Here is a 20,395-nt window from a genome sequence, read left to right as displayed (position 1 = left end):
GCCGGACCGGGTCCGGTCCTACGATGAGGTTCCACCCCGTTGAAAATCGCCTTGAGAATCCGATGACTCAGGGCAGGGGGATTTACGACGAATCGGATAGGAGTCAAACTCGAAGAGACGTTTGTGAGATCGCAGGGTGCCCGCCCCCTATCCTTTTCCCTGGTGCCCTGGATAAGTTTGTGAGAGACTTCGCGGCACTGGGAATCGTTCGTTGGGGTGGAGAGCGGAACGTGGATGTGGCAGCAACTGGAAGTCAGGGACATTCCCACGCTCACGGTGGGGGCCTATTCACACGCATGCGCGAGGCGATGGGGACGGTGTACGGGGATATCGGAACGTCCGTACTCTACACTCTCATGGAGATCACCCGAGAGACGATCTCACTCAAACACAACGTCCACGGCGAGCACCTGACGGCCCTGCTCGAACCGGGCGGCGCCCTCGTCAGCCGTGGCGAAGCACTCGGCGGCTTTAGCCTGGTGTTCTGGGCGCTCATCTTCCTGACGGTCAAGTACGACCTGATCATGATGCGGGCCGACAACCGCGGCGAGGGGGGGACGTTCGCCCTCTGGGCGCTCCTCAAGGGCGCAACGGCGAAGGTGTTCGGAATTACCCTCCTGGGCTACCTCGTGGTCGCGGCGGCCGGACTCCTCGCCGCCGACGGCGTGATCACACCGCCGATCAGCATGTTGGGTGCCTACGAACCGCTCGGAGAACACTGGGCGGTGGCGGCGACGCTCGTCAGCCTGTTCGTCCTCTTCAAGCCCCAATGGCGCGGAACAAGCCAGGTCGGGGGGCTCTTCGGTTGGTTCATGATGCTGGTCTGGTTCCCCTGGATCGCGCTGAAGGGCCTGCCTTGGATCGTTCGGAATCCCGAGGTCTTCCTGGCGATTAACCCAACCTACGCGGTCCGGTTCATCGCCGGGTTTCCCCAGATCGGCCTCTTCGTCATCCTCGGCGTCGTCGTCCTGGCGATCACGGGGGGCGAAGCCAAGTACGCCGACATCGGCCACTTCGCGCGCCGGGGCGAGTCTGAGGTCCATGACGGGCAGAGCATCAACCCGGCCGATTCAGGCCGTCGCCCCGTGATGTATTCCTGGTTCTACCTGGTCTTGCCCTGTCTGGTTCTGAACTACGCCGGGCAAGTCGGTTACCTGCTCGAGCGTGGGGTCCCGCCACGCGCCAATACCTTCTATGCCCTGACCCCGAGGACGGGCGACCCGAATGTCGATCGAATCATCCTCGGCGTCGACATGGTCATCTCGGCGATCGCCGCGTTCATCGCCGCACAGGCATTGATCACCGGGATGTTCTCGATCGTCAAGCAGGCGATCGCGCTTGGCTTCTGCCCCCGGTTCGAGGTCAAGTTCACCAGCCGGGAGGCGGAGGGGCAGGTCTACATCCCCGGCATCAATTGGACCATGTTCCTCGGCTGCGTGATGATCACGCTGGTCTTCCGCACCGCGGGTAACCTGGCCGCGGCCTATGGAATTGCCGTTACCGGGACCATGGGCATCACGACGCTCGCCTTCGGATATGTGGCGCATTACCGCTGGGGGTGGCGAATCTGGAAGGTGGTCGCCGTCTGCACGCCGATCTTGGCGGTCGACCTGCTCTTCTTCGTCAGTAACCTCCTCAAATTCATGCATGGCGGCTACTACCCCGTGGCCATCGCCGCCGCGCTCGTCACGATCATGCTCACGTGGCAATGGGGAAGGTCCGAGCTCGCCAAGGCGTTCTTCGCCTTCGGCGTCGAGGGAGGCAAAAAAATCAGTTGGCTCGTCGCGCTCCGCGAGAAGGTCGACGAGATCCAGCTCTCAATTGATGAGAATCTTCCTCTCGCCAGGACCCTCGTTCAGGGCAGACGCAGACTCGTCGAGACCGATCGCGCGTTCGTCTTCCTCTGTTCGCGACCGATCCGCGACCTTGACGAGTACGTGCCCGTGTCGATGCGGGTCTTCCTCAAGAAATTCGGCGTGCTCCCGTCCCACGTGACGCTCTTCCACGTCAAACAGCTCTCAGTGGCCGAGGCCGACCTGGGAAATGGCCGGTTCGAGGTGATCGACCTCGGCCGCCACATCGTCTCCGTGGTCGGGACCTACGGCTACATGGAACAGCCCGACATCCGGGGCGCGCTCCGCGAGTTGCAGTCCAATGGTGAAATCGACATTTCCTCAGATCGCTGGATCATCGAGACCGGTGAGGAGGACATCATCCTCAGCGATGATCTTCCCTTCCACCGCTGGCTGCGGATCCGGTTCTTTCGGATCATCCTCCGGCTCTCCACCCCGGCGCACAAGTTCCTCGGCCTGGGCTATGACGCAGCCGTCTCAAAGGAAATCATCCCGGTGGTTTTCAACCGAGACGGTGTGAAGGTCACCCTGCCTGAGCTGGAGATTATCGAAGCGGAGCAGCCCCTCAAGGCGGTTCCGGTGTGACCGTCGAGAAACGCCACGACTCTTGAGCGTCGCCGATCGCGATTCGCGTCCCCAGGAAGCAGTCTCGCGAGGCGGCGATCAGGAGCAAGTCGGTTCATGCGATAGTCGGGAAGCGAATTCAGCGCCCTGGTCTCTTGACCACGAGACCAGGGCGGCCATTTGACCGTACTCGCATCAGAAATCGACCCAGCGATTGAGACTGTCGCCAAGCTACCGGGTTTTCCGCCCGACCCTGCGTGGCCCGGATCCAATACCCCGGCGCCCTTGCTACAGTGTCCAAAAACAACATGGACCTCATCATGCCGCGATCTTTAGCGCCTCAGATCAAACCGATCAGAGATCGACGTTCCGGAGCCGCAACGAATTGAGGATGACCGAAACCGAACTCAGGGTCATCGCAGCGCTGGCGATCATCGGACTCAGCAGAATGCCAAAGAACGGGTAAAGAACACCCGCGGCGATCGGGACCCCGAGGATGTTGTAGAGAAAGGCAAAGAGCAAGTTCTGACGGATGTTTCGCATCGTCATTCGGCTCAGTTTTCGGGCCCGTTCGATCCCACGCAAGTCCCCCTTGATGAGCGTCACCGACGCGCTTTCCATCGCAACGTCCGTGCCCGTGCCCATGGCAATGCCGACCTGAGCCTGGGCAAGGGCTGGGGCGTCGTTGATGCCGTCTCCGGCCATTGCGACCACCCGGCCCTCGGCTTGCAGTCGCTTGATCGCCTCGCCCTTCTGTTCGGGGAGCACCTCCGCCTGGACGTCGTCGAGCCCGAGCTTCTTGGCAACGGCCTGAGCGGTGGTCCGGCTGTCTCCGGTCAGCATCACGACGCGCAGGCCGTCCGCATGCAACGCCTTCACCGCGGCCGCGGCCGATTCCTTGATCGGATCGGCCAGTCCCAGGAATCCTTTCACGCGTTGATCGACGGCGACGAAGACAGCGGTCTCGCCTTCGACGCGACGGCGCTCGGCCTGCTCCTGAAACGTCCCGGCATCGATGCCGACTTCGGCGAGCAGCTTCAAGGTGCCAATCGCGACCGGACGGGCGTCGACCGTGCCGATGACTCCATGGCCCGTGACGGAGCGGAAATCGGTCGCTTCCGAGAGCGACAGCCCTCGCTCCTTGGCCGCGTCGACGATGGCCGCCGCCAGGGGATGCTCGCTCCCACGTTCGAGGCTCGCGGCCAAGCGAAGGAGCTCGGACTCATCCTGGCCGTCGGCCGCGACGATCGAGACGACGCGGGGCTTGCCCATGGTGAGGGTCCCGGTCTTGTCGACCACGACCGTGTCGACTTTCTCGAGTCCCTCCAGCGCCTCCGCGTTCTTGATGAGAACGCCGGCCGTGGCGCCTCGGCCGGTGCCGACCATGATCGACATCGGCGTTGCGAGCCCGAGCGCACACGGGCAGGCGATGATCAGGACCGCGACGGCGTTGACCAAGGCATAGGCGAGCCTGGGCTCCGGCCCGACGATGGCCCAGACGCCGAAAGTCAGGACGGCGATGAGCAGCACGATCGGCACGAAGTACGAGGAGACGACATCCGCCAGCCGCTGGATCGGAGCGCGAGTGCGTTGCGCCTCGCCGACCATGCGGACGATCTGCGCGAGCATGGTCTCCGAGCCGACGCGTTCGGCTTGCATGACCACGCTGCCCGTGCCATTCACCGTCCCTCCGATGACTTTGTCGCCGGCCCCTTTCTCGACGGGGATGGGCTCGCCCGTGACCATCGACTCGTCGACCGTGGTCGCGCCTTCGAGGATGAAGCCATCGACGGGGACCTTCTCGCCGGGGCGGAGCCGAAGGCGATCACCGACATGCACATGTTCGATCGGCACGTCCTCGTCATGGCCGTCAGCCCCAAACCGCCGGGCGGTCTTGGGCGAGAGGCCGAGGAGCGCCTTGAGGGCGCTGCTGGTCTGGCTCCGCGCCCGGAGCTCGAGCACCTGGCCGAGGAGCACCAGGGTGGTGATCACCGCGGCCGCCTCGAAGTAGACCGGCACCATGCCCCCGTGACCGCGGAACGAGTGCGGGATCAGTTCCGGGAAGAGCGTTGCGACAACGCTATAGAGGTACGCCGTCCCCGTCCCGATCGCGATGAGAGTGAACATGTTCAAGTTGCGAGAAACGAGCGAGGCCCAGCCGCGCTCGAAGAAGGGCTTCCCGCCCCAGATGACGACCGGGGTCGCGAGCACGAGTTGGACCAAGAGAAAGGCTCGGCCAGCGAAAAAAGGGCGACCGAGTACCATCTCCCCCATCGCGATCACGAGCAGCGGAACAGCCAAGGCGAGGCAGACCCAAAAGCGTCGGCTCATCTCAATGAGCTCGAGGTTCGGCCCTTCGTCAACCGAGGGGTCGAGTGGCTCGAGCGCCATGCCGCATTTCGGGCAGCTCCCCGGCCCCTCCTGGACGATCTCCGGATGCATCGGGCAGGTGTAGAGCGTCCCGCTCGGGAGGGCCGCCGCCCCTTGCACGTGAGTCATGCCGCCGGGCCCATGGCTCAGGACCCGCGCGGGATCAGCGCGAAACTTCTCCAGGCAGCCTTTGCTGCAAAAGAAGTAGGTCTGCCCCTCGAAGCCGAACGAGCCTGCCGCCCGGTCGGGGTCGACGTCCATCCCGCAGACGGGGTCCTTGACCGCGCGCTCGCTCTTTACCTCGTGCGAGGAGCAGCACGAGTGGCCCCCGCCGCCCTGAGCCGGCTTCAGAACGACGAGACCCGGAACTTGGATCACGAACTTCGTGGGCTCATGGTCGAATTTTTGCTTGCAAGAGCCCGAGCAGAAGAAATAGGTTTTCCCCGCATGCTCGCTCTGCCCCGCGGCCGATGCCGGGTCCACCTTCATTCCGCACACCGGATCGGTCACGGTCTTGCTCTCGGGAACGGTGTTGATCGCCATCGTCGCCTCCTTAACATTCGGTGCCGATGAAACGTTTATTTCAGGAAGCGGGCCAGTACGGTGCGGACCTCGTCCACGAGTTGGTCCTTCGACATCGGCTCCGCCTGAGCATGCTCCGTGCCCGTGCCGTGACCCAACACACAACACTCGAGGTGCTGACTCAAGAGCTCGATCCCGAGTGCGTCCAGTGCCGAGCGGACCGCGGCGATCTGATTGAGGATGTCCACACAGTAACGATCCTCCTCGACCATGCGCTGAATCCCGGCCACTTGCCCCGCGATCCGGTTCACCCGCGACTTGATCTTTGCTGATCCGCCCTTGCTCATCTTGCTTCCTCCATATACCCCCCCAGGGTAAATCAACTCTATACCCATGGGGGGTATAAAGTCAATACCCGGGGCGTCGTCGCGGGGGCGTGCGGAAGGGGACATCCAGGCCATCCGACGAACGCAAGGCCAAAGGCCGAGACATCGTTATGGTTGATTGCCTCATGATCCGACCGGCGGATTCACCGGGGTCGGTGATCAAGAATTGGCGATCGGGGCCCGAGCCGTCGCCGACACAGGTTGCCCGGTCGTCGGTCCAGCCAGGACCGGCGCACACGCGGCCAGGACGATGGTGACGTCGTCTTGCGAAGCCTCGCCGCCCCGAAACTCCGCGGCCCGTTTCAGGACGGCAGAGACCAAGGCCTCCGGCTCGTCGTCCGCTTCGAGCGACGCCGACAGCTCACCGTCCCCCCACAGGTCGCCCTGCGGGTTCGCGGCCTCGGTCAGGCCGTCGCTGAAGACGAGGAGCCGACTCCCCGGCCCGAACGACACCACGACTTCGGATTCCGGTAGGTCGGGGATGATGCCGAGGAGCGGCATCGTCGGTTCGAGTTGACTGGTCACGCCCACGGCGTCCCTCAAGAGGGCCGGCGGGTGGCCGGCGTTTGCGTAGTGGAGCTGTTCGTTCTCCGGATCGAACCAGCCGAAGAAGGCGGTCGCGAAGTGTCCCTCGGGCAGGTTTCGGCAGAGCTCGTCGTTCAGCCGGGACATCACGTCGCCAGGCGATCGCGCCTGCTCCGCCTCGCGCCAGACGATCGCCCGGACCATCGCCGTGTGGAGCGCGGCGGCGACGTTGTGCCCCGAGAGGTCCGCGATCAGGAGCCCGACGCGGCCCCCCGGGAGGAGCCGGACGTCATAGACGTCGCCCCCGACCGGCCCTGCCTGGAGGCAACGCCCCGCGAGCTCGATCCCGCCGATCTGGACGTGCTCGGGGGGATCAAGCTCCGACTGGACCCGCCGGGCCGTCTCCATCTCCCAACGGGCGGCGTCCGCCTGGTCGGCCAAGGAGCGAGACATGGCGTTGAATTGCCTGGCGAGCATTCCGAGCTCGTCATTGTTCGGGGACGCGACTTCGACCCCGAGCCGGCCCCCCTCGAGGGCGCAAACCGCCCGAGCGATGCGACCGATGGGGCGGAGGACTGCGCGTCCCATCACGAAATTGATCGCGCCGAAAAGGAGGACGGCGGCCCCGAGGAACCAGACGGCCTGGCTCTTCAGGTTCGCCCGGACGCGATCCGCCACGGCCCGGGTCGACTCGGCCACGACGATCCGCTCGGTCCCCTTGCCGAGGACCCCGACGAGGAACGATTCGCCCCCCTCGCGCCTCGTCCAGGTCCCTTCTCCCATCGCGGCCAGGCGCACCGGTTCCATCGGCCGTCGGGCGTGCTCGGCGGCGCTGGCGACCACCCGAGTCCCGTCAACGAGGGCTACCTGGTGCTCGGGCGAGGCCGAAGTGTCGCTCGCGTGGCAGAACGCGCGGAGGAAAGCGACGAAGCGAGGCGACATACCGAACGAGTGGTAGGCCGCTCGGACGAAGCGGGCCTCCTCGTCGAGCCTGGCCTGGAGAAGCGTCATCCCCGTAGCTTCCTGACGTCGCCATTCCCAGACGAGCGAGGTTCCGAGGACGAGGAGCAACATCAAGTTGATCGGCAGGGCGAACTTGTAACGGAGCGTCATTGCTTACCATTTCCTTGCTGAAGAGATCAGCAACTCCTTACATCGAGTCAAAAAGTAATTTGCAGTCCCTTCGGGGCTGCGAAATACGTGCATTTTTTTCTGACGCACAGGAGTGGTTCATCCGTCGGGCGGCCCGGACAACAAATTGTGGGGGCCGCCCCTTTCATGAATCGAAAGGTGATTCTCGGCCTATTCCTTAGCCTTAGTGCTTGAGGTCGTGTTCATCCTTTGCGGCCGGGGACGAGGCCTGGTTACCGAAGTACTTGGCCGGGTTTGCCCGAAGCTCTTTGAGGCAACCCTTGCAGCAGATCAAGGTGGATTTGCCATCGCGGGTGACCTTCAATGGCCCGCCCATCGAGTCCAGATCTTCGTTGCTGACCGGGCAGGTTTTCAGCGCGGCGATGGCCTTCGCGTCGGCCTTGGTCGCTTTGGTGACGATGAGCTCGCCGCGCGACGACAGGGCGAACGGAACGATGAAGGCCGCCGTCGTCTCGGCCGGCTCGGGCAGTCCCTCGACCTTGAACTCAACCTTAGCGCCGCTCGCGGGGACCTTGCCCAGATCGATGGCGGTGCCGATCGAGGACGGCGCTCGGCCGGGGCTGGCGGCGGTCGGGGCGAGCTTCCGCTCGAACCAAGGCTTCGACGACGAGCTCGGGTGGTAGAACGTCGCGGTCCCGGTCAGCCGCGAAGCGTCGACCGGCTGATCCTCGTGGCTTCGCGGGTAGACCTTGATCCCGTCCTTCGCGAAGACGACCTCGAAATGGTACTCCTTGGTCATCGCCACCTTGCCGCCGTGAAGGGGCGCGCCGTGCTCGTGACCGTCGTGGGCCAAGGCGAGTCCGGTCATGCCAAGAGTGATGGCGACACTTGCGGCGAACGTCAGGAGATGATCACAGCGAAACGTCTGCATCGATTGGTTCCTTTTCGGTTAACAGTGGGTGATCGCTCCTCTGGAATCCATCCCAAGGGTGCGACGGGTTCTTGCGACTCGCGTCTCTGACGCTCCATCTGTCAAGAGGCGCAACTCCCCGGGATCGCGTTTGCGACCGAGGAATCGTGCATCGTCCAGGCCTACTGAAGTCACTCGGCCACGGGGGCCGTCGTGTGGTTTTGCATCCCGGACGCCATCGGTTCGTTCACGGCGAACAGACCGATGTGGTGAATCTTCCGCCACTGCCACTTCTTCACCGCGAAGTAGAGGACAGGGAGGAAAATATCGATCACCTCATCGGCGATGAGGAGCCCGCCCAGGACAGGCGCGGCCATCGGCCGGATGACCTCGGAGCCAACGCCGCTCGCCCAGAGCATGGGTGCGATCGAAATGATCGTCGTGCCTTCGGTGAGAAGCTTCGGCCGGAGCCGGTGAATGGCCCCTTGGAGGATTGCCTCTTTGAGCTCGGCGATGGACTCGATGCCCTCGAGACCGCCACGCTCTTCGATGGCTTCTCGTAAGTAGACGAGCATGACGATGCCGGTCTCGGTCGCCATGCCGAAGCAAGCGATGTAGCCAACCCAGACCGCGACGCTGAAGTTGAATCCAAAGAGCCACTGGAACATGGCCCCGCCCGCGAGCGCTCCGAGCACGCTCGTCATCATCAGACCTGCATCAATCCAACTCTTGTAAGTCAGATAGAGGATCAGCACGATGACCGCGATGACGGCCGGGAAAACAATCTGCAACGTCTTGCGCGTCTTGAGCTCGTTCTCGAACTGCCCCGACCATTCGACATACATCCCCTGCGGGAGCTTCACCTTGTCCGCGACAACCCGCCTGGCTTCCTCGACAAAGCCGACTTCGTCGCGGCCGGTGACGGTAAGCTGAACGTAAGCCCGGAGCAGGCCGTTCTCGCTCTTGATCATGGATGGCCCTTCCACCACGCGGACGGTCGCTACCTCGGAGAGCGGCACCTGGACCGGCTGAGCAGCGGCCCCCGATGCAGGGACACTCGCCGAAGGACCTGCCATGCCGTCCCCGTCCGCGCCCGAGCCCGAGCCGCCGGTCGCCCCTCGCGCGGTGACAAGCGTATTCTTGAGCGCTTCTTCATCAGTGCGGAAGTCGCGAGCGTAGCGGACGCGGACGGGAAACCGCCGGCGGCCTTCGACGGTCATCGTGAGCGGCTTGCCCCCCATGGCAACTTCGACGACATCCTGGATGTCGCCCACCTGGATGCCGTAGCGGGCGGCTTTCTTGCGGTCGATATCGACCTCGACGTAGCCCTTGCCAACGATCTGGTCGGGCACCACGCCGTTTGCTCCCCGCACGCCGCGGAGCACGTCGGCAATTTCCTGACTGACGCGCTGGATTTCGTCGAGGTTGTCGCCGAAGACTTTCACCCCGACGGGGGTTCGCACGCCCGTCGCGAGCATCTCGATCCGGTTGATGATGGGCTGGGTGAAGATGTTTCCCCAGCCGGGAACCTGGAGCGCCGTGCTCATCTCGTCGACGAGGTCTTGCTTGGACTTCTGCCAGAGGAAAAGGCGGTCGCTGAACGGCTTCTCGAGCGTGGCCCGGAGGGCGGGGAGCTCGTCGGGATTGGGCTTTCGGACCGTGAGATTCTTCGCGTCCCCCCGCGTCGTCAGCTCTTCGAGTGCGGCCCAGGTGCCCGCGCCAACGGCTCGGTCGAAGAGCTCCCAGTTGAGCGACTTCATTCGCTCCTTGACCTTCTCCTCCTGGAACCCGACCAGCCGTTCGGTAAGTCGCGTGAAGAGCGTTTCCTTGCTCCTGCCGAACAACTCCCCGACAGCGTCGGTTGCCTGTTCCCACGAGTTGGGTTGAGGCGAGAGCAGGTCGGGATGCTCTTTGAGAACACCCAGGTGAATCAGCCGCTTGGAGGCATCCTTTACGAGGTCGGTCACATCGTCAAATCGAGGCTCGAGCGCGAGCCGTTCGCCATGGAGTTCGCCGAGCGACTTCGCGAGGTCCTCCCGCTCCGCCGCGGTAAGTTTGCGATCGATGAGCGTCGGGTCCACCCGCTCCAGCAGCAATTCGACGGCCTCCCCCGCGAGTTGGGTCCCGAGCACCGGCCGGTGTTCCTTCAGTCGCAGCAATGCCAGGTCTCGGAGCGTCGTATCGACGCGGGTCACCACCTCCATCGCCGACTCGTTCAGAAACGCATCGCGATCCTCTTTCGTGGCCGAGGGCTTCAAAATGCCTTTCGACTCGAGCGCGGTGAGCGCGGCCCGGGTTTGGCTCAGGGCGTCGTCGAATTTGAGCTTTCGCTTGGGCCAGACCTCGCGGTCCTGAAGGTTGATGATCGTCTCGACCATGTCGAGTGGCGAGGGGTCGGTCGCGGTCTCGGCACGACCGGCCTTGCCGACAACCGTCAGTACCTCGGGAAAACCGCGAAGCACGGCGTCGCGGGCCTTCAGGTCCTGCGTGGCTTGCGTCACCGACATCCGCGGTACGCTCGTCGGCATGTCGAGGATCGACCCCTCATCCAGCGGGGGCATGAACTCGCTCCCGAGTCTGGTCGAGGCGAGGTAGCCCGTGCCCAGGATGCAGACGAAGAGCCAGCAGACAAGTGTGGTCCGATCCATCAGCCAGGAAAGCATCGGTTTGAAGATGGTGATCATCGTCCGGACCAGCCAACTATCGTCCTCGGACTTGATCCGGCCCTTGAGGAAGATCGGGATGAGTGCCGGGACGAGCGTGATGGCGAGGATCGCCACGCCAATTAGCGCGAAGGTCTTGGTCCAGGCGAGCGGGTGGAACATCTTCCCGGAGCGGCCGGTCAGAGCAAACACAGGGAGAAATGAGACGATAGTGATCAGTACCGAGAAGAAGATCGGACGGCCGACCGTGCGGCAGGCCGGGATGATTGTGTCGAGCACGTTCCCGGTCACGCGGCGATTCCCGAACCGTCGCGTGAGGTGGTGTGCCGCGTTCTCGGTCATGACGACCGCCTGGTCCTCAAGGATACCGACCGAAATCGCGATCCCGGCGAGACTCATGATGTTCGACGGGATTCCGAATATCTTCATGAGCAGGAAGCTGAAAAGGATCGCCAGCGGGAGCGTGATCGAAACGACGAATGCACCGCCGAGGTGCCCCATGATCAGGACGATCATCACCGTGGAGATCAGGATCTCTTCCTTGACCGTGTCCGAGACCGTTTCAAGTGCTTTGTTGATCAAGGGTGTGCGGTCATAGAACGGGACGATGCGGACCCCTTCGGGGAGCCCGGCGCTCAGTGTCGTGATCTTCTCTTTTACCTTGCGCGTGACTTCGAGCGGGTTCTCGCCGAACCGCATCATCACAACGCCGCCAACCACTTCTCTCCCATCCTTCTCGAGCACGCTCCGCTTGAATCCAGGGCCCATCTGGACCGAAGCGATGGTCCGCAGGTCGATCGGCACGCCCCCACGCTGGGCGACGACGGTATCCTTCAAATCCTCGAGATTTTTGATCCAGCCGACGGAACGGATCAGATACTCGGCGTTCCCCTTGTGAATGACCCGGCCGCCCACGGCCGAGTTCGAGCGCTGAACGGCCGAGTAGACCTCGCCCAAGCTGATGCCATAGGAGCGGAGCCGGTTCGGGTCAAGGTCGATCTGGTACTCGCGCGGGGCCCCGCCCACCGAGGCGACTTCAGCAACGCCGGGGACGGAATTCAACTGATAGCGGACGTACCAGTCCTGGATGGCGCGGAGTTCGCCGAGGTCGGAGTTCTCCCCCTCGACGGTGTACCAGAAGATCTGGCCGACGGCCGTGGCGTCGGGCGCCATATACGGGGTAACGCCTTGCGGGAGTTCGGGGGCGACGGTCGCGAGCCGTTCGAGCACGCGTTGGCGGGCGAAATAGTAGTCGGTCGAGTCATCGAAGATGACGTTGATCATCGAGAAGTTGAACTCGCTCGACGAGCGAACCACCTTCACCCCAGCGAGCCCTTGGAGCTTCGTCGTGAGCGGATAGGTGACCTGGTCTTCGATCTCTTGCGGGCTCCGACCCATCCAGTCGGTGAAAACGATCACCTGATTCTCGGACTGATCCGGAATGGCATCCACCGGCATCGTCATCAGCGCACGGAAGCCCGCGATCCCGACCACGATGGAGGCAAGAATGACAAGGAAGCGGTTCCGGATCGACCACTCGATGATTCCTTCGATCATGGACCAACCTCCTTTCTCAATGCCGGTGGAGTGGCGTTGCTGCGGCGGGGACAGGGGCGGAGGCCGACCGCGTTGCGTCGGTAGCCGGCTTGGCGGCCGCCTTCGGGTTGAGCCGGTTCTCGGCGTCGATCAGGAACGATCCCGAAGTCGCCACCGACTCGCCGGGGGAGAGGCCGTCGAGCACCGGGTAGCGGTCACCCGAGATCGGGCCGAGCACGACTTCGCGCCCTTCAAAGACGCCGGGGTCGGTCTCGACGTAGACGACCTTCTTGGTCCCGGTGTCGATGACCGCCGACTCGGGGACGGTGAGCACCTCATCCTTCGGCGCCGGGGCGAGCCGAGCGAGGTACTTCACGGGCTCTCCCTTGAGCTTCGCCTCGCACCCATCGCAGCACATCCAGAGCTTCTGCCCCTGAACCTCGATCGGAATCGGGGCCCCCATCGAGCCGAGCTTGGCGTGAGTCACGAGGCAGACCTGCTGTTCGTCAACCGTGAGGCTCGCCCGCCGAGTCGCTCCCGCAGTGGGACGTGAGACGATCCGGGCGTGGAACGCCGGAGTGTCGGCCACCGGGGTCTTGAGCGTGACGGTGGCGAACATACCAGGGCGGAGGCGAAGGTCCGCGTTCTCCAGGTCGTAACGGACGGTGACCGTGCGCGTCTGGGAATTCAGGACCGGGTCGATGAACGCAACCTTCCCCGTGAAAAGTTCGCCCGGGTAGGCCTCGACGGTCGCTTCCACCGCCTGTCCGACCCGAACCAGTGAGAACTGATTCTCGAAGACTTGTGCTTTGACCCAAACATGCGTGAGGTCGGCGATCTCGAACAGGGCCTGGCCTTCGCTGACGTATTCCCCCTCGACCACGTTCTTCCGGATCACCACTCCGCCGATGGGCGCGAGGATGGGCAGACGGAAATCCGCCTTCCCTTCGCGGAGGATCTGGTCGACCTGGGCCTGGGCAATTCCCCAGAGCTTGAGCTTCTCGCCCGAGAGCCGGACCAGCTCGTTCGGATCTCCCAATACCGAGCGGCCGAGGGTCGTCTGCATCTGCGATTGCTTGCGCATCGAGCTCTGATTGAGGAGGAGCTCCTGAATGGCTTGATACAACTCGGGGCTGTACACCTCCGCGAGCGGTTCCCCCGCCTTCACCTTGGTGCCGGTGAAATTCACCAAGAGCCGATCGACCCGGGCCATCCCCTTGGTCTTCGACGAAATCCGCTTGAGTAGCCGCTCGTCGACCTCGATGGAGCCAACGGTCGTCATCGTCTCGGAGAGCGGAGCGTAGTTCACCGTACTCGTCAGCACCCCGGCCTGGGCCACCCGGAAGGGAGCGAGCGAGATGCGAGCAAGAACCCCCGCTGGCAGCGTCTCCTTCTCCCCCTTCTTCCGCTTCGAGAGCGGCATGCCGCAGATCGGGCACGAGCCCGGCTCGACCTGAATCACCGTCGGATGCATCGGGCAATAGTGTTCGCTGTCCGACGCCGCCGCGTGCGTCTCCCCCGCGGGACGGGTCCACTTCTCGTAGTGATTCCAAAGCGTGTCCCAGTAGGCGAAGACCAGGCCCGTGACGGCCATTAGGGCGATGAAGCGGAGCCTGAGCTCAACGACCTTCACGACCATGCGAAACTTCTGCCAGCGTGTCAGCTGCGGCTCATTCGCCGCGCTCGGCGCAGGTCGAGTGCCAGACTCAGGCGCACCCGAGTCGGACTGAGGGGAAGGTCCATGAACGGACATGATCGAAACTCCTCGCTCAACTCGGGTTATAAACCCGAGGGGCGCGTTTCTTGCGTGCGTCAATCACGATAGGGCGTGGTTTTGGAACGGCTTATTGCCGAGCGTACGCCTGGCGAAAGAGACGCCAAACGAGCGCAGCATGAAGTCGTCATTCGCAAGTGGGAGTTCAGATCAAGAGATGTGAGATTCGAAGGTAGAGCGGAGACTTGAGCAGGCTCTCGTTCGGAAGTCGGTGACGGCTGAGCGTGAGCGAAGGCCGGACCGTGAGGGGGACGACGGCCGAGAGTTCGCCACTCTGCCCGTCGGTGCGTTGGCTGTGCGTCGGCTGGGCCGGACGCTCGGAAGGAGCGGCGGGCTCGTTCTCCCGGCATTCGCACGTGGGCGAGGCAGGCGGGGAGCTCAGCCGAGCGTGAGAGGCGACGATCACATCCCCCAGCTTCGCTTCGGCCGAAGTCGGCATGGACTCGATTTTGCCGCAGCAGCCACACTCAGCCGGAGGACGATTCGCGCAACAGGCACGGGATGCCGCCGGTGCGGACTTCGTCGTCGTGCAGGCCGAGGCGACGTCCGCAAACGACAGCATCCCCGCGATCGCCACAAAGGCAACCAAGGCGAAGTTCGTTCTCGGGCGTCGTGTCGTCATAGCCTACAAGTTCTTTCGAGGAGTTGGGGGGATCGTGCGATTTCGATGTATTCTACCGCACTACCGCCTTGAGAACAAGTTCGGCAGCCGCTCGTCAAATCTTAAACATGGCCGACTGCGACAACAACGACGGGCCACGCCTCCCTTGGTTTCGTTGGGAATCCGTGGCGAGATTACGGCTCAAACCAACCCGAACTCCTTGAGACTCGCTCGCGCCGAAAGAATCGATAGAAGCGAATGAACCGTCTCAGCCGATACACGGGATTGGGTTCCCCCCCCGATGGCGGCGTTGCCGGTTGCGCCGATCGTGCGTGCATTGATCTCCTTTCAAGAAAGCAGGGGCCGGCAATGAGCCGACTACAACCTCAACGCCTGATCCCTCTCACGCTTGTCGCGATGGTTGGCTGCGTTCACCCATTCCCACTTGTGGAATACGAGGAAGTGGCCGGCAACGTACAGGCCACGGCCCATCGTCCGCCGGAATCGATACGGCCTGACGAGCCAATGGCCACGGCACTCGACCCGGCCCCGGCCCCCCCGGCCTCAGTGGTGAGCAACCGGTCGACGTGTATATTTGTCACGCTCTGGCCGAGAACCGCGGGGTGCAGGCCGCGCGGTTCAACCTACTCGCCATGAAGCAGCGGATCCCCCAGGAGACCGCACTCGAAGACCCGATGGTGCAAAACACCATCTGGCCGTTCCCGAGCAACGCGCCCCAATACTCGCTCATGGGGTACATGCCTTATGAGCTGATGATCACCCAGCAGTTCCCCTGGTTCGGCACGCTCAAGCTTCGCGGTCAGGCAGCGGAGCAGGAGGCGAAGACCGCCTTTTACGAGTTTCTGGCCGCCCAGCTCGAGGTCGTCTCACGCGTGAAGCGTGCTTATTACAATATTTACTTCAACCAGAAGGCCGAAGCGATCCTGGCCGACAACCGGAAGCTCGCCGAGGATTTCGTCGTCCTCGCCCGTGAGCGACTCAAGTCGGGCACGACCACGCTCCAGGACGTGCTTCGCGCCCAGAACATCGTCACGGACGTGGAGAGTGAGCTAGTCACTGTCCGCCAGGAGCTCGCGGGGGCCAAAGCGGCCCTCGCACGGCAACTCCACGTCAGCCCCGAAGCGGACCTGCGGGCCGTTTCGGAAATGCAAGTTGCTCAGGTCCCCGCCCAGGTTGAGATGCTTTACCGCCTCGCCGCCGCGGCCCGGCCTGAGTTGCAAGGCAAGCTCGCCGCGATCGCCCGCGACGAACGGCAGGTGGAGCTCGCCAAGAAGCGTTACTACCCAAACATCACCGCGGGTATCGCTTACGGCATGATGACGCGAGTGAACAGCATGTCCGCCATTGCCGACGGACGAGACAACGTCGGCTTCATCGTCGGATTCAACTTGCCCATCTATCAACAGAAGCTTGCTGCTGGGGTGAACGAGGCCAAGGCCCGCGCCATCGCCGACTCCAGGGGCTACGACGACCTCAGAGACGAAACCTACGAAGAGGTGAAGGAGTTATTCCTCGAGGCCAAAGCCCGGCGCGAGGTGCTCGACCTCTTCCGAACGAGCTACCTACCTCGGGCCGAAAACGTGCTCGAACTGGCGACGAACGACTACCGGGTCGGCAACCAGGACTTCATCACCCTGATCACCGGCCTCAGGGAACTCCTCACCGTCCGACTCCAGATCGCCCGCCTTGAGTCCGAACTGGGCAAGGCGCTCGCCTCGCTCGAGCGGATCGTCGGCGTCCAGCTCAATGAACATCCGCCCGCGACCATCACAGCACCCACCGAGCCCTCCGCCGGCCAGCGTTTGCAACCACAACCGCCGCCGACCTCAAATGGAGACGGTCCGTTCGCGTCTGGAACGCAGACAACGGAGCCGAAGCGCTCAGACGCAAATCCACAATAAACCTATCGACAACATCAAACATCATCAACGCAGGTTCGGCCAAGCTTTACCTGGACTCCAACCCGTCCCGCCGACTTCAGAAACCGTTTTACACGGATCCGACCGGGACCTCCAACATCGAAGTGCGGGGGTCCAGCCTTTCCGGGTCAGTCGGGCGTGGATCGTAGTCGGTGAGCGACTTCGGTCGGATCGCCATTCGCAGCGCATTCGCGACGGCGAGCACGTCGATCATCTCCTGGCCAATCGCCCCCGCGACAGGAGGTAGATAGCCTGCTGCGGCCACCGCCATGCCGATTAGGCTCAAGGTCATTCCGCCGATCGCGCTCTGCAGTGCGATCGTCCGCAATCGTCGACTAATATGGAGAAATTCGTCGATTTTCTGAAGTGAGCTATCGAGAATCACCGCGCCGGCGGCTTCGGCGGTGATATCGCTATTCCGCCCAAGGGCGATCCCGACCGTCGCGGCCGTCAGGGCCGGAGCGTCGTTGATCCCATCTCCCAAGAAAACGGTATTCGCCCGTTGCGTCTCCCGGCGAACGATTTCCAGCTTCTGCTCCGGGGTCTGGTTCGCAAAGACCTCGTTAATGCCAACCTGTTCAGCCAGGTAATGAGCTTCCGACTCGCGGTCACCCGTGACGAGCATCACCCGGTCGAATTGGTGCCTGGGACCGAGGTGGTGAATGAACGACGCCCCCCCGGCCCGCGGTTCATCACGGAACCGCAAGGTGGCGGCGTAACGATCGTCGATCAGGCAGATGCACTCAAGGCCACCCGCGATCGCAGGGAGTTCGCGGTCCACTTGCGGCTGTTGCGCGACCAGCTTCTTCCGGCCGGTAATCTGAATCCGCTGTCCGTCGAGGATCCCCAAGAGCCCCTCACCGGGCCGTTCCTGGATCTGGTTCACGTCCCGAAGCGTGACCCTCGCTGCGCGTGCCCCTTCGAGGATGGCGCCCGCCAACGGGTGCTTCGAGTAGCGCTCGAGGCTGGCGACCAGCGCGAGGACTTCATCGGCCTCCAGCCCTGGGCGAGGGATCACTTCGGTGAGTTTCGGCCGTCCGTAAGTCAAGGTTCCGGTCTTGTCGAAGATCGCGGTACGGCAACCGTCGATCGTTTCGAGGACGGCCGGGTCTTTGATGACAATCCCCCGCCGCGCCGCCAGCGAGATCGCACCGATGATCGCCACCGGAATGGCGATGAGTAGTGGGCAAGGTGTCGCGACCACGAGCACCGCCAGGAACCGGATCGGATCGCCACTCACCCCCCAGGCGGCCAGGGCAATCGCGACAGCCAATGGCGTGTAGATGGCACCAAGCTGATCGCCGAGCCGTCGTAGCTTCGGTCGACGTTGTTCGGAACCACGCATTACCCGCATGATCCTGGCGTAGCGCGAGTCTTCCGCACGCTTCTCGGCCCGAATCGTGAGCGCCATGTCGCCGTTGATCGCGCCCGAGATCACGGTCGAGCCAGGCAACTTGGACATCAGGTAGGGCTCACCCGTGAGAAATGACTCATCCATCGTGCCATGCCCCTCAAGGACGAGCCCGTCGACCGGGCAGATCTCGTGGGGCAAGACGACCAGTTCATCGCCGATCCCAACTTCATCCAACGGGATATCCGCAAGACTGCCCTCCTGTTTGCGATGAGCGCGCAACGGCATCCGTTTCGCCAGCGCCTCCAAAACGGAGGAGGCGCTGCGCACGGCGTAGGCTTCAAGCGCCTCGCCGCCGGAAAGCATGAGGACGACCAACGAACCTGCCAGGTATTCACCGAGGAGTACCGAGGTGAGGATGGAGATTCCGGCCAGAAGGTCGGCGCCGAACTCGCGACGGACCAGTTTGCCGAGGAGTTCGAGAATCAGTGGTCCACCGCCGAAAACGAGGCAAAGTAGCAACGGGACAACCGCGAGGGGGATTCCCTGAAGCGTCGAGGGCGTTCGAATTCCGAAGCGAAGGAGCAGGTGAACCGCGATCGCCACGAGTGTGAAGATCGCGATAATCCCTTGCTGACGGTTCGCCCCGGACACCTGCGGATCGGGTTGCGGCTTCGTCACCGTTCAGTCCTCAAGTCCAAGATCGCGGAGAATGGTGGCGGCCCGAGCGAGCACGCTCTTTTTGTCTCCGCCCGAGTCGATCTCATGGAGCGACCGCGTTGTGATCGGCCCCGGCGCCTCCCAGTCGGCAGCGGCCTCGAGGTAGATCGACCAGTCGGCATCCGAAGCGTCATGCTTGCGGCGCTCGAGCCGTGCCCGAACGACCTCCGGCTCGGCTTGGCAACAGAGGAACACCGTCGGTACTCCCCAGCGCGCCGCGGTTTCCAGAAAGGCAACGCGATTCGCCTCCACTCCCAAAGTCGCGTCGACCACAACGCGTTTTCCCTCGAAGAGAAGCAACTCCGTTCGCTTCAAGCATTCAGCATAAGTCTGTTCGCTCCACTCAGGGTGATAGATCCCCGTTCCGTAGGGGGAAGCTACGGATTCCTCGGGAGTGAGTCGAGCCAGTTCCTTGCGAACCAGGTCCGAGCGAACGAGGGTGAACCCATGTTGCCGGTCGAGCGCTTGCGCCAGGCTCGACTTGCCCGTCCCCGGCAGGCCTCCCACCAGGACCAGGCAGGGTCTCCGGCCCGGCTCTTCGAGCTCGCCAAGGGCCAGGAGCCAGTGGGCGCGGGCACTGGCGAGGGCTTTCATTCGTTCGGCCGCGGGAATCTCCGGCTCCCTGGCGATCAGGCCTTCGACCTTGCCACGCACCGCGGCGCGATAGGCCTTGTAGAAATGAAGTAGAGTTCGCCCCTCGAGGTCATGCGAGGCGTGAAAGTAGGCATCGGTAAACGCCCGCTCCAGGTCCGGCCGGCCGTGACGGGCGAAATCCATGGCGAGAAAGGCCATGTCAGCCACGGGGTCGGCATGGCGGAACCGCTCGTTGAACTCGATGCAATCCACGATGACGAGGTCTTCCGGAGGCGGTCGGTCGGGGAAGAGGTAAACGTGAACGAGCCGCAGGTCGCCGTGGGTGTCGCGCGGCACTCCGTGCATCGCACGTGCCTCAATATCGAACCGATGATAAGTCAGGGCCTCCTCGGTCAAACCCCGCAATCTCTCGAACACGGCTTGGCTCACGGTCATGCCGACATCCGACGTGGCCTGCTCGAAGTTTTCCCGGGCGTTTCGGGCGACCACATCAAAGCGGCCGGCGGCCGAAATGTGCGGACTGGCTTCTGCATCGGCATGGAAGGCCGCCACCCGCTCCGCCAGCGCCTCCACCTGATCGACTCCGACCTCCTCGCGACGGAGCCGTTCCCGCATCGTCGCCGTCTCGGGCAGCCGTGTCATCTTCACGGCCCATTCGATCGCCTCGCCCGGGCCATCCATCTTGACGGCCCTCCCCTGCCGCACGACAGGGACGACGCCAAGATAGACCGTGGGCGCTAAACGGTGGTTCAGGACGACTTCCAGTTCGCAAAACTGGAGCCGATTCTCCAGGGTGCCGTACTCGAGGAAGTCCAGGTCGAGCGGCTTCTTGATCTTGTAGGCGTAGGGACCCGCGAGAAAAACGACCGAGATGTGGGTCTGGTGAACTTCCACCTCGTCGACCGGGTGGGGGTAGGCACTCGGGTCGGTAAGGGCAACGATCAGATCCGTGAGCTTCATCGAAACCTCCTGCGCGACTTCGCGCCGGCCATCT

At 63.3% G+C, this 20,395-nt stretch carries 11 protein-coding genes; 2 read left to right on the top strand and 9 right to left on the bottom strand.

The window, feature by feature from the left end:
* Positions 1-230 precede the first annotated feature (230 nt).
* Complete coding sequence (locus tag BUS42_RS32890; RefSeq protein ID WP_254053946.1) at positions 231-2,438, top strand: KUP/HAK/KT family potassium transporter; 2,208 nt, start codon at positions 231-233, stop codon at positions 2,436-2,438.
* A 333-nt stretch (positions 2,439-2,771) separates the two neighbouring features.
* Here BUS42_RS32890 and BUS42_RS32885 read toward each other — a convergent pair whose 3' ends face one another.
* The 7 genes from BUS42_RS32885 to BUS42_RS43925 all read right to left on the bottom strand — a co-directional run bounded on the left by BUS42_RS32885 (position 2,772) and on the right by BUS42_RS43925 (position 14,817).
* A complete protein-coding gene (locus BUS42_RS32885) occupies positions 2,772-5,330 on the bottom strand; it encodes a heavy metal translocating P-type ATPase (protein ID WP_074314179.1) in 2,559 nt (852 codons plus the stop codon).
* 35 nt (positions 5,331-5,365) lie between these two features.
* Positions 5,366-5,656 carry a metal-sensitive transcriptional regulator gene (locus BUS42_RS32880; protein WP_074314178.1) on the bottom strand — a complete coding sequence of 97 codons (291 nt, stop codon included), beginning with the start codon at positions 5,654-5,656 and terminating at the stop codon, positions 5,366-5,368.
* 198 nt (positions 5,657-5,854) lie between these two features.
* Positions 5,855-7,333, bottom strand: coding sequence for a SpoIIE family protein phosphatase (locus BUS42_RS32875; RefSeq protein WP_074314176.1), 1,479 nt, complete (start codon positions 7,331-7,333; stop codon positions 5,855-5,857).
* A gap of 202 nt (positions 7,334-7,535) precedes the next feature.
* Positions 7,536-8,243 (bottom strand): hypothetical protein, encoded by a 708-nt coding sequence (locus BUS42_RS32870; RefSeq protein ID WP_074314175.1) that lies wholly within the window; start codon positions 8,241-8,243, stop codon positions 7,536-7,538.
* Between the two features lie 170 nt (positions 8,244-8,413).
* Positions 8,414-12,442 carry an efflux RND transporter permease subunit gene (locus BUS42_RS32865; protein ID WP_074314173.1) on the bottom strand — a complete coding sequence of 1,343 codons (4,029 nt, stop codon included), beginning with the start codon at positions 12,440-12,442 and terminating at the stop codon, positions 8,414-8,416.
* A 16-nt stretch (positions 12,443-12,458) separates the two neighbouring features.
* A complete protein-coding gene (locus tag BUS42_RS32860; RefSeq protein WP_074314171.1) occupies positions 12,459-14,174 on the bottom strand; it encodes a heavy metal-binding domain-containing protein in 1,716 nt (571 codons plus the stop codon).
* Positions 14,175-14,340: 166 nt separating this feature from the next.
* Positions 14,341-14,817 (bottom strand): hypothetical protein, encoded by a 477-nt coding sequence (locus BUS42_RS43925; protein ID WP_159452325.1) that lies wholly within the window; start codon positions 14,815-14,817, stop codon positions 14,341-14,343.
* Between the two features lie 566 nt (positions 14,818-15,383).
* Here BUS42_RS43925 and BUS42_RS32850 point away from each other — a divergent pair.
* Positions 15,384-16,718: a TolC family protein gene (locus BUS42_RS32850; RefSeq protein WP_254053945.1), complete on the top strand. Its 1,335-nt coding sequence runs from the start codon at positions 15,384-15,386 to the stop codon at positions 16,716-16,718.
* 88 nt (positions 16,719-16,806) lie between these two features.
* Here BUS42_RS32850 and BUS42_RS32845 read toward each other — a convergent pair whose 3' ends face one another.
* Together BUS42_RS32845 and BUS42_RS32840 are read right to left on the bottom strand one after the other, a co-directional pair.
* Positions 16,807-18,768, bottom strand: a complete 1,962-nt coding sequence (locus BUS42_RS32845) for a heavy metal translocating P-type ATPase (RefSeq protein WP_074314169.1) — start codon at positions 18,766-18,768, stop codon at positions 16,807-16,809.
* Between the two features lie 3 nt (positions 18,769-18,771).
* On the bottom strand, positions 18,772-20,361 hold the full coding sequence (locus BUS42_RS32840; RefSeq protein WP_074314167.1) for a bifunctional aminoglycoside phosphotransferase/ATP-binding protein: 1,590 nt from the start codon (positions 20,359-20,361) through the stop codon (positions 18,772-18,774).
* Positions 20,362-20,395 lie beyond the last annotated feature (34 nt).

The sequence above is a fragment of the Singulisphaera sp. GP187 genome (assembly GCF_900129635.1).
GTDB lineage: Bacteria > Planctomycetota > Planctomycetia > Isosphaerales > Isosphaeraceae > Singulisphaera.
Note: the sequence above shows the minus strand (reverse complement) of the source record. Positions and strands in the feature narration are given on the sequence as shown.

Bases quoted from the DNA above. Each gene is read 5' to 3' on its own strand.
- BUS42_RS32885 (WP_074314179.1), bottom strand. From the start codon at position 5,330: ATGGCGATCAACACCGTTCCCGAGAGCAAGACCGTGACCGATCCGGTG.
- BUS42_RS32880 (WP_074314178.1), bottom strand. From the start codon at position 5,656: ATGAGCAAGGGCGGATCAGCAAAGATCAAGTCGCGGGTGAACCGGATC.
- BUS42_RS32875 (WP_074314176.1), bottom strand. From the start codon at position 7,333: ATGACGCTCCGTTACAAGTTCGCCCTGCCGATCAACTTGATGTTGCTC.
- BUS42_RS32870 (WP_074314175.1), bottom strand. From the start codon at position 8,243: ATGCAGACGTTTCGCTGTGATCATCTCCTGACGTTCGCCGCAAGTGTC.
- BUS42_RS32865 (WP_074314173.1), bottom strand. From the start codon at position 12,442: ATGATCGAAGGAATCATCGAGTGGTCGATCCGGAACCGCTTCCTTGTC.
- BUS42_RS32860 (WP_074314171.1), bottom strand. From the start codon at position 14,174: ATGTCCGTTCATGGACCTTCCCCTCAGTCCGACTCGGGTGCGCCTGAG.
- BUS42_RS43925 (WP_159452325.1), bottom strand. From the start codon at position 14,817: ATGACGACACGACGCCCGAGAACGAACTTCGCCTTGGTTGCCTTTGTG.
- BUS42_RS32840 (WP_074314167.1), bottom strand. From the start codon at position 20,361: ATGAAGCTCACGGATCTGATCGTTGCCCTTACCGACCCGAGTGCCTAC.